We start from the raw sequence: 13,227 nt of genomic DNA, 5'->3' as shown, positions 1-13,227 counted from the left end.
AGCAACAAGAAAAACCGCCTCATTGCAGGCGGTTTTTTCTATTTTCAAATCCTGCGCTCATAACAAGCCGCATCGCGCTCATAACCTGCAGTTTCGCGCTCATAACCTGCAGTTTCGCGCTCATAACCTGCAGTATCGCGCCCATAACATGCAGCATCGCGCCCATAACATGCGGCATCGCGCCCATAACATTCGGCATCGCGCCCATAACATGCGGCATCACGCCCATAACATGCGGCATCGCGCTCATAACATGCGGCATCGCGCTCGTAAACCCGGCCCCCGCGCTCATAACTTCTCCTTCCGCGCTTAAAGCCATGATGCAAAATGGCGGAATCCCCTCATCGACATATGATATGATGACATTATTCATCTACGAACCGGAAAGAGGGATCATATGATACACGTCGGATTGACAGGATGGGGCGACCATCCGGATGTCTATTCCCCAACTTCCAAAAAAAATGAGAAATTGATCGATTACAGCTCCCACTTTCCAATAGTTGAGCTGGACGCATCCTTTTATGCAATCCAGCCGGAGCGTAATATCCAAAAGTGGATTGCCGAAACACCAGATGACTTTCAATTCATCGTAAAAGCGTATCAAGGAATGACAGGCCATCAACGAGGAAAGCTGCCGTATTCATCTCCTGAAGAAATGTTCCAGCAGTTCAAGCTTTCCATCGATCCGATGCGGACCGCCGGGAAGCTTGCTATGATTCTCGTTCAATTTCCGCCTTGGTTTGATTGCAAAAAGGAAAACGTGGACCAAATCAGATATATAAGAAGTCAGCTCGATGGCTATGACGTGGCGATCGAGTTCCGCCATCAATCCTGGTACGCTCCCTCTATGCAGGAAAAGACACTTTCATTCCTTAAGGAGCTGGATTTCATTCACACCGTCTGTGACGAGCCGCAAGCTGGCGTAGGAAGTGTCCCGCTCGTTGCTGAACCAACACGAAGCGATAAGGTGTTTGTCCGCCTGCACGGTAGGAATGTAAATGGCTGGCGAAATACGACTGGTGACAATGAAGCATGGCGCAAAGTCCGTTATCTCTATAATTATTCAGACGGAGATCTAGAAGAAATCCGTCAGGCGACCCGAAAACTGGAGAGCGAAGCGGAGAACGTATTTGTCATTTTTAATAATAATTCTGGTGGCCATGCAGCTGAGAACGCAAAACGCTATCAAAAAATGATGGGCATTAACTTCCAGGCACTCGCACCTAAGCAGCTTGACTTTTTTGAGGAGGGGTAATAATGGCGTTTCTGTTGTTAGCAATTATTGGTGCAATATCCGGCGTAATGGGATCCATCGTCGGACTCGGAGGCGGAACGATTCTCGTACCGCTGACACTATTGGTTGGCATCAATTTTGGGTGGATTCCGGGCATCACTCCTCAAAGCGTAGTAGGGATTTCCGTTATCATGATGATCTTTAACGGCCTATCTTCCACTATTTCGCATATGAAAGTGAAAACCGTGGACTACCGAACCGGATGGATCTTCTTCGCAGGCTCCATACCAGGGATGATTCTCGGGGCATTTGTGAATAAAGGAATGGATTTACCATCCTTTAATTTATATTTCGGCATACTACTCATTGTCCTTTCCATTCTTTTGCTTGCACGCAAGTATCTAAAACCGATCCAATGGTTTGTCGAGCACGGCAAGCCAAGGACATTTATCGACACGCAAGGCGAGTCGCATGTATATGGGTATCCGGTATGGTTTGCACTCATATTGACATTCATCATCGGATTCACATCCGGCCTTTTCGGAATCGGAGGAGGAACAATGATTGTGCCTGCACTAATCTTGCTGTTCCTATTTCCGCCGCATGTTGCTGTCGGTACATCGATGTTCATAGTATTCCTATCAGCCATCGTCAATTCGATCACGCATATCTCTCTAGGGCATGTCCCTTGGCTATATGCACTTTCTGTCATTCCCGGAGCTTATATCGGCGGTATGATCGGAACGATGCTTAACAGGAAGATGAGCTCGGAAACATTGGTCCTCGTACTTCGGATCATGCTGTTACTATTCGGAATTAGGTCAATCATTGAGGGGATTTGGGGTTGAGCCATGCAACGCAATGTAGAAACGATCCATATCTATCATACGAATGATATCCATAGCCACTTCGATAGTTGGCCGAAGATTAGCAGATATTTCCACTCACAGAGACAGCTGCACAATTCCACACGGGAAACCTGCTTCATTTTCGACATCGGTGACCATGTCGACCGCTCCCATCCTTTCACAGAAGGGACATCGGGCAAGGGCAATGTCGCATTGTTGAACAGGGCAGGTTACGATGCAGTGACAATCGGCAATAATGAAGGAATTACTATGTCCAAAAGAGCGTTGAGCTCCCTTTACGAAGGCGCTGATTTCGATGTCATCCTTTGCAATTTATCGGAGACGGATGGTTCTCCTCCAAAATGGCTGAAGCCTTACAAGATATACAAAACAGCTAATGGGCTTAGGATCGGGGTCATAGGCGCTACGGCAATGTATACGGGATTTTATACGAAGTTAGGTTGGCATATCGGAGAACCGAGGCAATTAGTCGAAAGTGTGGCCGAACAAATCCGGCGTAGCACGGACATCATTGTCTGCCTATCGCATTTAGGTGTGAATGAAGACAGGCGTCTTGCTGAAGAAAGCGACCTGATTGACGTCATTTTAGGAGGGCATACTCATCATTTATTCCCTGAAGGTGAAATGGTAAATGACACCTTATTGGCTGCTACAGGGAAGTTCGGAGAGTATGTCGGGCATGTTGAAATCCAGTTCGATGCAAACGAGAAAAAGGTCATCGAAAAAAAAGCGGAAGTTATTCATGTGAGCGGGCTGGAAAGCCGGGAAGAGGACGTACAGGAAGTGAAAGACCTTATTCAGGCTGGGAATGAAGCGTTGAAGGAAAACGTCTTCTATACAAAGATGCCCTTAAAGCAACAGCTCTTCATGGATAGCCCGATGTCTTCATTCTTCGGAAGGGCGATTATTGAGTACACGGGTGCGGACTGTGCGATGTTCAATGCAGGGATATTCCTAGGGAGCCTCGAAAAGGGCTGGGTGACAAAACGCATGGTGCATGCCTTGCTGCCGCATCCGATAAATCCTTGTACGGTTACGTTGGATGGGGCAGACCTGCTGGAGGTTCATAGGCTGTCCAGCAATGAAACATGGCCGGAAACGGAAATTAAAGGTCTCGGCTTTCGCGGCACGTACATGGGGAAAATGATTTTTGAGAGGCTCTTCCGGACAGACGATGGGGAATTATTTGCCGGGAATCGAAAAGTGGAAGTTGGAAAAACGTACAAGGTGGCAACTCTGGATATGTTCACATTCGGATTCTTTTTTCCGTCTTTACAACAGGCAAAGATAGAATACCATATGCCCGAACTGATTCGTGATGTTTTCATCTGGTACGGAATGAAAAGAGACAGCCGAACTGATCTGGATGTGAGAAGCCCACATTCTAATCAAGAATGAACGGCCCCGTTCCTGCATAATATTAGGCAGGAGGGGTCGTTTTGAGATTTTATGGGCAACCGTCTCGAAATTATAAAAAAAGGAATCGGCATCGCGGTTCCAATCATAATGGCAGACCTCGCCGAAAGCGTCGTTTATTGCCACTCATCTTCCCGGCGATTTTAGTGACAATCGCTCTTTTTCTATATTTTGTAAACTCAAAGCTCACTCCGATTTATCTCTCCTATGCGGAAGTTGAAACGGAGAGGATTGCAGCGCATGTCATCACACAGGCAATCAAATCAAGATCTACCGAAATATATGATGTGAATGATATCATCGAAAATGTGCCGAGTGGTTCACCTGGAATGGTTACAAATACGATGAATGCTGAAATCATCAATAAAACAAGGGCGGAAATCCATAGTCTTATAGAGGCATATCTCAAAATGGCTGAAAGCGGGAACTTGGAAATGCTTCCGCTCAGTGAAGACATCGAATATGATCCCGAAGCGATGGAAAAAGGAGGGGGCGTCGTCTTCTTCGTGCCGATGGGGCAAGCGACGGGTCTTCCATTAATCGGGAACTTCGGCCCTAAAATCCCGATACGTTTCCACGTTATCGGGGAAGCACAGACGACTGTCGAGACAGGCATCACTGAGTTCGGCATTAATAACGCGATGATTGAAGTGAATATATTGGTGACTGTCAATGTCCAGATAATCGTCCCGCTTGCAACGCAGAGAAGCGTCGTGGAACAGCGGATACCTGTAGCTATCGGATTGATCCAGAGCCCAATTCCTCAAATCTATAACGGGGGCGGAAACAATCCTCCGCAAATTGAAGTTCCATTCACGCCTGGCAATCAATAATAGCCCTTGAAATATAGAGAAATTGTGTTATGCTAGGATAACAAAGAGGAACACCGATTAGGTAGAGGCTGCAAGGCTTATTAGTAATGGACGCGAGATTGGCATCGTAGACCGCCCGTGAAAGGAAGTTTTGCCGAAGCTTGGAATGGAACGCCAACCATCCATGCTGGGGTCATTCCGAATAGGAATGACACTGTCATGCAATTAGTGCATGATGAGCTACAGATCGTACGTAGATAAAACATCTTAGATTATCTTACAAACGACCGTAGAATAAGCCGACACCTGATGCACATCCTAGTGCAATGGGTGTCGGTTTTTTTCCTTTGTTTTCACCTATAGTTCTTCAATCAAATATTGGAGGAATGTTTTTATGATAGGCACTTGGGTTTCAATTTTGCCGCCAATCGTGGCAATTGTTATGGTGTTAGTGACAAAGAGGGTACTATTATCACTCGGATCGGGAATTGTAACAGCTGCCTTATTGGTCGCGAGTTTTTCCCCGGTCGATACGTTGCAAAATCTTTGGACAGGCATGATCGTCTCCTTCTGGTCTGAAGGGGAATTGAATACGTATAATATTTTCATCATGGTATTCATTTTATTATTGGGTGTCATTACGGCATTTGTCAGTTTGTCAGGCGGAAGCAGGGCTTTTGCGGATTGGGCAGTCAAACGCATTAAAACGAGACGCGGCGCGAAGCTCCTGACCGTATTGCTCGGAATCCTCATATTTGTGGATGACTACTTCAATTCATTGGCTGTCGGGCAAATTGCGCGGCCGATTACAGATCAGCATCGCATTTCCAGAGCGAAATTGGCATATTTCATCGATTCCACATCCGCTCCGATTTGCGTTATCTCCCCGATTTCAAGCTGGGGCGCATTTCTCATCGGACAATTGGCTCTCATTTTTGGTACGTCTGCCGCAATCAGTTACTCGCCATTATCCGCATTTCTCATGATGGCACCGATGAACTTTTACGTCATCGCAACGTTGGCAATGGTGTTTTTCTTTGCTTGGACGAATATCGATTATTTTGAAATGAAAAGACATGAAACGCGTGCTCAAGAAACAGGGGAGCTTTTCGATCCGAATAAAGAGATTCCGGGCCAATTGAAAGAGGATTTCCCGATTCACTCCTATGGCCGTGTCATCGATTTGATTGCGCCGATCATAACACTTGTCATCGTTACATTAGGGATGATGATTTGGACGGGCTATCGCATTGGCGGCTCGGCGAGCATTTGGACCATTTTCGAAAACACGGATGTACCAATGTCATTGATGGTAGGCGGTCTAGCAGGAACAGTATTGGCAGCTGTCCTCTATATTTCACAAATGGGCAAAAACGAGACTGCTTCGTATAACCTTGTAGGCAAAGCATTCATCAGTGGTGTCAGCGCAATGATGCCGGCGATTCTCATCTTGATTTTTGCATGGGGGTTGACGCATTTGATCGGTGTCCTGGAAACAGGGCCGTTCCTATCAAGTGTCGTGGAACAGTCAAATGTACCTGTCAACTTCCTTCCGGTCATTATGTTTGTCCTCGCAGGTTTGATGGCATTTTCGACAGGGACATCTTGGGGCTCTTTCGGAATCCTGCTTCCGATTGCAGGAACGATTATGATCAATGCCGAGCCTGAACTTCTGCTTCCTGCATTGTCGGCAGTATTGGCAGGGGCTGTTTTCGGGGATCACTGCTCACCGATTTCCGATACGACGATCCTATCATCTACCGGTGCGGGATCCAATCACATTGATCACGTCTCGACGCAGCTCCCTTATGCATTGATTTCAGCAGGTATTGCGACGATCGGCTATATTATTCTTGGGCTTACAGGATCGGTTTGGATCGGACTTGCAGCAGTCATCGTTCTAATCGCTGGATTGTTTGCAGTATGGACTTCAAAACGGAATAAAGCAGAAGTGAGGGCTACTTCCTACTGACTTATATGAACTGTCACATCCGCCGGGCACCCGGCAGATGTGGCTTTTTTTTGTGGATGAAGCATAAAGCGGCATCCCAAATCATAAATTTCCACTACCGGTGCACTCCCAGATTCCTGCGATGAAGAGAAAACCCATACAATGAAATGGATATTTATTCAATAAAAAACATTTTGACAATAGATACTAAGACGGATATACTAGTTCTAAGATTATATAATAATCTGAAAATGGTAAATTATTAACAGAGTAAAGGGAGAGGGGAATTTTAATGGAACAGCGTTCGCAATGGGGGACCCGCGCCGGCTTTATATTAGCGGCTGTCGGATCGGCTGTCGGCTTAGGAAACATCTGGCGTTTTCCATACGTCGCGTATGAAAACGGCGGAGGGGCATTTTTTATTCCATACTTATTTGCACTTCTGACAGCAGGGATCCCGATTCTTATCATGGAATTCACGATAGGTCATAAGTATCGTGGTTCTGCGCCACTATCTTTCTTTCGTATGAAAGGAAAAGGGGCCGAATGGTTGGGATGGTGGGGCATATTCGTCTCGTTCGTCATTTCGACGTATTATGCAGTCATTATCGCTTGGGCGATGAAGTACACGATCTATTCCTTCAATATGGCATGGGGGGATGATACAGGAGGATTCCTGTTCGGGAGCGTACTGAACTTGGCGGATACTCCAGGAGAAGTCGGTGGGCTTGTGCCAGGCGTACTTATTCCGCTTGTCCTCGTTTGGGCAATCGCATTCATCATTTTATTAGCAGGAGTTAAACGAGGAATTGAATTGGCGAACAGGATTTTCATTCCGACGCTTGTCGTTGTGTTCCTTCTCGTCGTCATTCGGGCAGTTACTCTTGACGGGGCGCTGCTCGGTCTGGATGCATTCTTTAAACCGGATTTGAGCAAGTTGGCAAATTCACAAGTATGGGTAGCGGCATATGGACATATTTTCTTCAGTCTATCGATTGCCTTTGCCATTATGATCACATACTCCAGTTACTTGCCGAAGAAGTCGGATATTACAAATAACGCATTCATCACTGGATTTGCAAACTCAGGATTCGAATTGCTTGCGGGTATCGGAGTGTTCGCGGCGCTAGGCTTCATGGCGACACAGGCAGGTACGTCGGTCTCCGAAGTTGCTTCTGCGGGTGTTGGACTCGCGTTTGTCGTATTCCCGAAAATCATTAATGAAATGCCGGGAATGAATGGACTATTCGGAGCTTTGTTCTTCCTATCGCTCGTCTTGGCGGGTCTCACATCGCTCATCTCGATCTGTGAGACGTATATCGCGGGGATTTCAGAGAAATTCAACATCTCGCGTACGAAGTCCGTCCTTTTCGGTGTAGGCCTTGCAGCAGTCATCTCCTTGCTGTTTGCTACACGCGGCGGCTTGTATTTCCTAGACGTTGCCGACTACTTCATTAACCAGTTCGGTGTAGCTGCAATCGGTTTGGTCGAAGTCTTCCTTATTGTATGGGTCTTCAAGAAACTTCGTGTATTCGAAGACCATGCGAATGAAATTTCTGATATCCAAGTCGGCCCACTATGGAGAATTTGTTTGAGATTCATTACACCGATCGTCCTTGGCTATATGATGTTCGACTTGTTGCGCATCAATATTTTCAAATTGCATGAGACAGACAATGGAAACTACGAAGGGTATTCGGACGCGTTCATCATGTCTACAGGTTGGATGGTCGCATTGTTCGCCATCGTCATGGCAATCATCTTTACAGTAATGAAATGGAACAAGAAAACAACTGACTCAACAGACTTTGATAATCGATAAGGAGGATTCGCTATGAGTGGTGGAGCAATTTTTATGATGATTCTCGGAATCCTCGTCATTTGGGGTGGACTTGCGGGAAGTATATTTTGGGCAGTGTCTAAATCGAAGAGCAGAGCCTGACTCTGTTCGAATGGAATGACAAAGGAAGAAAGCGCATGCATCATAGCGCTTTCTTTTCTTATTTACACAGTAATCTCTTTGCCATCAATAGTTGTTGGAAGTCAGAATATATGATACATTGACAGAAGTGATATACTGCAAAACAAGCAAATAGGAATGGAGTCGGTTATCGTGTCATGTAGACCAGAAATAGGGAAAAAGACAGAACATGTTCGAAAGCCCGATTGGCTAAAAATAAAATTGAACACGAATGAAAACTATACGGACCTAAAAAAATTGATGCGTGAAAAGAACTTACATACCGTTTGTGAAGAAGCCCGCTGCCCGAACATCCATGAATGCTGGGGCGAACGCCGTACAGCTACATTCATGATACTTGGTGCTGTCTGTACACGTGCTTGCCGTTTCTGTGCAGTGAAAACCGGATTGCCGAACGAGCTTGACTTAGCCGAGCCGGAACGCGTTGCGGATTCCGTTGCACTCATGAACTTGAAGCATGTCGTTGTTACAGCTGTTGCAAGAGATGACTTGAAAGATGGAGGATCCACGGTGTTTGCTGAAACGATCCGTGCCATCCGCCGTAAAAACCCGTTTACGACAGTTGAAGTATTGCCGTCCGACATGGGAGGCGAGTATGATAACCTCGAGCGCTTGATGGATGCAAAACCTGATATTCTGAATCATAATATTGAAACAGTCCGCAGATTGACACCGAGGGTCCGAGCACGTGCGACCTATGATCGTTCCTTGGAGCTTCTTCTCCGAGCAAAAGAGATGTATCCGGAAATCCCGACGAAGTCCTCCTTAATGCTTGGGCTTGGCGAGACAGTAGAGGAAATCATCGAAACAATGGATGATTTACGCGCACATAAAGTGGATATCATGACAATTGGACAATACTTACAACCAACAAAAAAACATCTGAAAGTCCAAAAATACTACACACCTCAAGAATTTGGAGAGCTACGCAAAATCGCAATGTCCAAAGGGTTTTCCCATTGCGAAGCGGGTCCATTGGTACGTTCCAGTTATCATGCTGACGAACAGGTCAATGCCGCTGCAAGAGAAAAACAGCGGATTGGTGACGCAATGTTAGAAACAACGGTACAAAGCTGAAAATGGAAGTGATTAGTTTGGTAACGATAAACAATTATGAATACGAAATTCAGATAGACTATCGGGATGGTTTTAACGAGGAAGCATTGGACGCCAGGTTCAGTGACGTGCTATCGAAATACGATTATATTTTAGGTGACTGGGGTTACGGTCAGCTGCGGCTGAAAGGTTTTTATGAGGACCGCAATTCCAAGGCGACTTATGAAACGAAGATCAGCACCTTGCAGGATTACCTTTATGAATACTGCAATTTCGGATGTGCCTATTTTGTCCTCCGGAAAGTTGGCAAGGTGAAGGTGCAGCCAGTAGAGCAGGAACAGGAACAAGAATAAGTAGGATGAACCGCCTTGTACACGGGATGCTGTGGACGAGGCGGTTCATTCGTGTGCCCGTTATGATATGATGGACATGGAGTTTAGACAACCGGGAGGGAACAATCTTGTACTTTATCGATCGTCAAAAAATCAATGAAACGCTAGCTTATATGGAGAGTCTTCTCGCTTTATTCGAAGGGCATCAAAAATGGAATGAAAGTAAAATCCACGCTCTGGCACTTGAAAGGATTGCTCATACAATCGTCGAGTCTATCATTGATGTCGGTAATTCCATGATCGACGGCTTCATCATGCGTGATCCAGGAAGCTATGACGATATTATCGACATTATGGAAGATGAAAAAGTGATTTCCCCGGAAATGGCTGACCCTTTGAAAAAAGTGATCGGGCTTCGAAAAATGATCGTTCGTGAGTTTGTCGACGTGGACAGTGAGGAAATCGAAGCGGTTTTGAACGAAACGAAAGAGGAGATCAAAGCATTCCCCGAGAAGGTCAGATATTATTTGGAGAATGAACTCGGTCCTGTTTCCGCCTTCAGCCCGCTGGAGCAATAAAGAAGGACAAGAGCTAAGCAGATTGAAATAAAAAAGAACCGCACTATGAAATGCGGTTCTTTGCTGTCTTCGTCCAGCTCCGGTTGGCAGCCTCTCGGGTCGCTTCGGTCTTGAAAGAAAAGGCAAAAAGCGCCTTTTTTTCAAGCCCTCCAGCGAAAGCTGTCACGCAGAACGGCTTTTGCGAGTAAAAGCAAAGCGTTACGAGCACATCTTTGCTTTTACTGTCGAGTCTAAACGCCAGCCTCCACTTTTGATCTTAGAAAAGTGGATTTTCTTCTATGAATTGATAAATTCGTTCCGTCAATTCATCAGGAGTGTCCGCCTCGACTACCTCACCGTTGACGAGAGCATATAATCCTTCAGCACATTTTGTGCAGTAACTGAGACAGCCATATTCCAACACATCTATGTTTGGATCCCTTTCCAACGCTTCCAATGTCTTCTGTGAACCGTTAGCAAGATTGCTCATACAAAATTCCACGATCGGATTCACGACGATCACCTCACCTACTTGGCATGCTACTCCTATTTTCATCGGTCGTCAAATAGGTTGTCTTATTGTGAAACTTCTCACAAACTGTTATAATCATTGTGGGAATAAATCGGAAAATCGATAGACAAAGGAGAAAACTATGAGAAAACTAGTATTATTAGGTGCAGGCTACGGTAATATGCGCATTTTGCTTCGTCTACTCAATAAAGAATTGCCCACCGATCTGGAAATCACATTGATTGATAGAACACCTTTCCATAGTCTTAAAACAGAATTTTATGCATTAGCAGCAGGAACAGCTCCTGACTCGGATATCCGTGTCGCGCTGCCTGCACATGAAAAACTAAAAGTCGTTGAAGGGGAAATCGCACAAATCAAGTTGGAAGAGAAGGCGATTCAGCTTCGCAATGGTGAAGAAATCGCGTATGACGAGCTTGTCATCGGACTCGGTTGTGAGGACAATTACCACGATGTTCCGGGAGCGGCGGAATACACGAGCAGCATCCAGACAATCGGACAATCGAGAGCTACATACAAGCTGCTTCAAGAGCTTGGCGGGGGAGCGACTGTCGGCATCGTCGGCGCAGGCTTAAGTGGCATTGAACTCGCAAGTGAATTGCGTGAAAGCCGGCCGGACCTGAAAATTAAATTATTCGATAGGGGACCACGCATTCTGAAGGACTTTCCTGAACGGCTAAGTAACTACGTCAAAGATTGGTTCGATAAGCACGAAGTGGAAGTCGTCTCCAACTCAAACATTACAAAAGTCGAAAAGAATATCCTTTACAATCACGAGGACGAAATCCATGTCGACGCCGTCGTATGGACTGCCGGAATCCAGCCGGTCTCAATTGCACGTGAATTGGACGTGGAAATGAACAGAGGACGAATCGTGCTAAACCAATACCACCAAATTCCTGGCCATGAGAATGCATATGTCGTAGGTGACATCGCCGACCTTCCTCACGCTCCGAGCGCCCAGCTTGCAGAGGAACAGGCGGAACAGATCGTCAAAGTGCTTCGCCACGTATGGAATAACGAACCATTGCCGCAAGAGATGCCCGAAATCAAGCTTAAAGGCTTCATGGGCTCCTTAGGAAAGAAACAAGGCTTCGCCTACTTGGCAGACCGCACTGTTACAGGGCGGATTGCAAGATTGCTGAAGTCGGGTGTGCTTTGGATGTACAAATGGCATAATGGGTAATAGTAAAAGGGACTGTCCAGATAGTTGGTGATAATCAACTTTCTGAACAGTCCCTTTTTAGAGGATTAAAAAGATACATATGACAATAGGGGCCTAACCTATAACTCTGACGTTGCTTTCCGTGGGTGTTGCCTTGACTCCTCGGATGCCGCTCCCAACGCTTTCGCTATTGGTCGCAAAAGACGTTCTTCGTGCCGGCTTTTCCCCCAATACTATTTATAATATCTAATGCAATGGAAAAAACATAAAAACTATTAAACCTCATCCCAAAAGTCGTTCTCGTGCACAATGATTATTGATGAGCCGTTTTTTCGAAGATCAACTGCTTTTTCTACCTTTCTTCCATAACAAGAAAACGCCCAACAAGGATTTCCGTCATTACCTACTATTAAATAGTTGGTTTTTAGGGTGATATTGTTATTAAATATTCCACCCTTGTTAGTTATAATTTCTGCAATTTCTTTGCGGTTTGTTCTACCTGATTTACCGGTGAAAGAAAAGTTCTTATTTTCAAATATGATATCAGGGCATACTGCACAAATGCCTCCAATTGAATATTGACTTTGTAATTCTGTTATTTCAAATGAATTGACATTAACAGATGTACGTGTGTCAATGAAGTTACCAAAATAAGCTTTCAGCATGTTTTTTTCATCTTCACTGATTATGCCATCCCTTCTAATTGAGATTAGCAGGCTATAAATCTCATCAAATGGATAGAATCCTTTAAGAAAATCACGTGAATCCATCCAGTTATACAACTGATTGATTTCATCTTCAAGCAATACATTATCAGCCATTATCCCGTGTATAATGCCTTGTAATTGCTGAAGAGATGAAGTGACAATATCATAGTACGTATTAAAGCCTTCATGATGTACAACATTTTTGCAAAGCCATAAAATATCTTGGATTTCTTCTTCGGTCAATATTTCATCACTTAAAGCGTTATCAATTAACGGAATGATCTCTGAAAACGGAAATTTTTTTTGAAACCTTCTGTGAAGATTGCACCAGTTAATAATTTCGGATAACTCCTGTTGGTTCACGATATTATCAAATTGAATACCTTGCAACATTCCTATCAATGAATTTACCGCTTTATGAACTTCTGCGGGAGCGGTAAATACACGATAGTCATCAACTTCCTGATAGTCCTTTGTCATGAATATCCCCCTCTAATAGTTTTTTCACAGATTCCAAAACGAAATACTTTGCTTAATTACTACATCCTATTGAAGAAGTCCACATGTTTGCACCGTATTATCAATTAACATAATTATACAACATAAATAAGT

At 44.9% G+C, this 13,227-nt stretch carries 14 protein-coding genes and 1 riboswitch; of the genes, 11 read left to right on the top strand and 3 right to left on the bottom strand.

Going from position 1 to position 13,227, the window contains the following annotated elements; all coding sequences use genetic code 11:
* Window positions 1-19: 19 nt before the first annotated feature.
* Window positions 20-373 carry a hypothetical protein gene (locus tag M3152_RS16220; protein ID WP_251696727.1) on the bottom strand — a complete coding sequence of 118 codons (354 nt, stop codon included), beginning with the start codon at window positions 371-373 and terminating at the stop codon, window positions 20-22.
* A gap of 24 nt (window positions 374-397) precedes the next feature.
* On the opposite strand from M3152_RS16220, the gene M3152_RS16215 reads away from it, so the two are divergent.
* The 10 genes from M3152_RS16215 to M3152_RS16170 all read left to right on the top strand — a co-directional run bounded on the left by M3152_RS16215 (window position 398) and on the right by M3152_RS16170 (window position 10,232).
* Entirely contained in the window at window positions 398-1,258 is an 861-nt protein-coding gene (locus M3152_RS16215; protein ID WP_251696725.1) for a DUF72 domain-containing protein, read from the top strand.
* 2 nt (window positions 1,259-1,260) lie between these two features.
* A complete protein-coding gene (locus M3152_RS16210; RefSeq protein ID WP_251696724.1) occupies window positions 1,261-2,085 on the top strand; it encodes a sulfite exporter TauE/SafE family protein in 825 nt (274 codons plus the stop codon).
* Window positions 2,086-2,088: 3 nt separating this feature from the next.
* The gene (locus M3152_RS16205) at window positions 2,089-3,504 is read left to right on the top strand and encodes a bifunctional metallophosphatase/5'-nucleotidase (protein ID WP_251696723.1); all 1,416 of its coding nucleotides are present in this window, start codon (window positions 2,089-2,091) and stop codon (window positions 3,502-3,504) included.
* A 41-nt stretch (window positions 3,505-3,545) separates the two neighbouring features.
* Window positions 3,546-4,355 (top strand): sporulation protein YunB, encoded by an 810-nt coding sequence (yunB, locus tag M3152_RS16200; RefSeq protein WP_251696722.1) that lies wholly within the window; start codon window positions 3,546-3,548, stop codon window positions 4,353-4,355.
* Between the two features lie 54 nt (window positions 4,356-4,409).
* Window positions 4,410-4,585, top strand: a riboswitch (Lysine riboswitch).
* A 143-nt stretch (window positions 4,586-4,728) separates the two neighbouring features.
* Window positions 4,729-6,306 carry a Na+/H+ antiporter NhaC family protein gene (locus tag M3152_RS16195; protein ID WP_251696721.1) on the top strand — a complete coding sequence of 526 codons (1,578 nt, stop codon included), beginning with the start codon at window positions 4,729-4,731 and terminating at the stop codon, window positions 6,304-6,306.
* Between the two features lie 271 nt (window positions 6,307-6,577).
* Complete coding sequence (locus M3152_RS16190) at window positions 6,578-8,107, top strand: sodium-dependent transporter (RefSeq protein WP_251696720.1); 1,530 nt, start codon at window positions 6,578-6,580, stop codon at window positions 8,105-8,107.
* Between the two features lie 12 nt (window positions 8,108-8,119).
* Window positions 8,120-8,227 (top strand): methionine/alanine import family NSS transporter small subunit, encoded by a 108-nt coding sequence (locus M3152_RS16185; RefSeq protein ID WP_147057075.1) that lies wholly within the window; start codon window positions 8,120-8,122, stop codon window positions 8,225-8,227.
* A 156-nt stretch (window positions 8,228-8,383) separates the two neighbouring features.
* The gene (gene lipA, locus M3152_RS16180) at window positions 8,384-9,343 is read left to right on the top strand and encodes a lipoyl synthase (protein ID WP_251696719.1); all 960 of its coding nucleotides are present in this window, start codon (window positions 8,384-8,386) and stop codon (window positions 9,341-9,343) included.
* A gap of 17 nt (window positions 9,344-9,360) precedes the next feature.
* Window positions 9,361-9,675 carry a YutD family protein gene (locus M3152_RS16175; protein WP_251696718.1) on the top strand — a complete coding sequence of 105 codons (315 nt, stop codon included), beginning with the start codon at window positions 9,361-9,363 and terminating at the stop codon, window positions 9,673-9,675.
* Window positions 9,676-9,782: 107 nt separating this feature from the next.
* Complete coding sequence (locus tag M3152_RS16170) at window positions 9,783-10,232, top strand: DUF86 domain-containing protein (protein ID WP_251696717.1); 450 nt, start codon at window positions 9,783-9,785, stop codon at window positions 10,230-10,232.
* 256 nt (window positions 10,233-10,488) lie between these two features.
* On the opposite strand, the gene M3152_RS16165 is transcribed toward M3152_RS16170, so the two are convergent.
* Complete coding sequence (locus M3152_RS16165) at window positions 10,489-10,725, bottom strand: YuzB family protein (protein ID WP_251629353.1); 237 nt, start codon at window positions 10,723-10,725, stop codon at window positions 10,489-10,491.
* 139 nt (window positions 10,726-10,864) lie between these two features.
* Here M3152_RS16165 and M3152_RS16160 point away from each other — a divergent pair, with 139 nt between their 5' ends.
* On the top strand, window positions 10,865-11,929 hold the full coding sequence (locus M3152_RS16160; protein WP_251696715.1) for an NAD(P)/FAD-dependent oxidoreductase: 1,065 nt from the start codon (window positions 10,865-10,867) through the stop codon (window positions 11,927-11,929).
* Between the two features lie 254 nt (window positions 11,930-12,183).
* On the opposite strand, the gene M3152_RS16155 is transcribed toward M3152_RS16160, so the two are convergent.
* A complete protein-coding gene (locus M3152_RS16155) occupies window positions 12,184-13,095 on the bottom strand; it encodes a BRCT domain-containing protein (protein WP_251696713.1) in 912 nt (303 codons plus the stop codon).
* Between the last annotated feature and the right edge of the window lie 132 nt (window positions 13,096-13,227).

It is taken from the genome of Sporosarcina luteola, assembly GCF_023715245.1.
Lineage (GTDB): Bacteria > Bacillota > Bacilli > Bacillales_A > Planococcaceae > Sporosarcina > Sporosarcina luteola_C.
Note: the sequence above shows the minus strand (reverse complement) of the source record. Positions and strands in the feature narration are given on the sequence as shown.

Bases quoted from the DNA above. Each gene is read 5' to 3' on its own strand.
- M3152_RS16220 (WP_251696727.1), bottom strand. From the start codon at position 373: ATGAATAATGTCATCATATCATATGTCGATGAGGGGATTCCGCCATTT.
- M3152_RS16215 (WP_251696725.1), top strand. From the start codon at position 398: ATGATACACGTCGGATTGACAGGATGGGGCGACCATCCGGATGTCTAT.
- M3152_RS16210 (WP_251696724.1), top strand. From the start codon at position 1,261: ATGGCGTTTCTGTTGTTAGCAATTATTGGTGCAATATCCGGCGTAATG.
- M3152_RS16205 (WP_251696723.1), top strand. From the start codon at position 2,089: ATGCAACGCAATGTAGAAACGATCCATATCTATCATACGAATGATATC.
- M3152_RS16195 (WP_251696721.1), top strand. From the start codon at position 4,729: ATGATAGGCACTTGGGTTTCAATTTTGCCGCCAATCGTGGCAATTGTT.
- M3152_RS16190 (WP_251696720.1), top strand. From the start codon at position 6,578: ATGGAACAGCGTTCGCAATGGGGGACCCGCGCCGGCTTTATATTAGCG.
- M3152_RS16185 (WP_147057075.1), top strand. From the start codon at position 8,120: ATGAGTGGTGGAGCAATTTTTATGATGATTCTCGGAATCCTCGTCATT.
- lipA (WP_251696719.1), top strand. From the start codon at position 8,384: ATGGAGTCGGTTATCGTGTCATGTAGACCAGAAATAGGGAAAAAGACA.
- M3152_RS16160 (WP_251696715.1), top strand. From the start codon at position 10,865: ATGAGAAAACTAGTATTATTAGGTGCAGGCTACGGTAATATGCGCATT.
- M3152_RS16155 (WP_251696713.1), bottom strand. From the start codon at position 13,095: ATGACAAAGGACTATCAGGAAGTTGATGACTATCGTGTATTTACCGCT.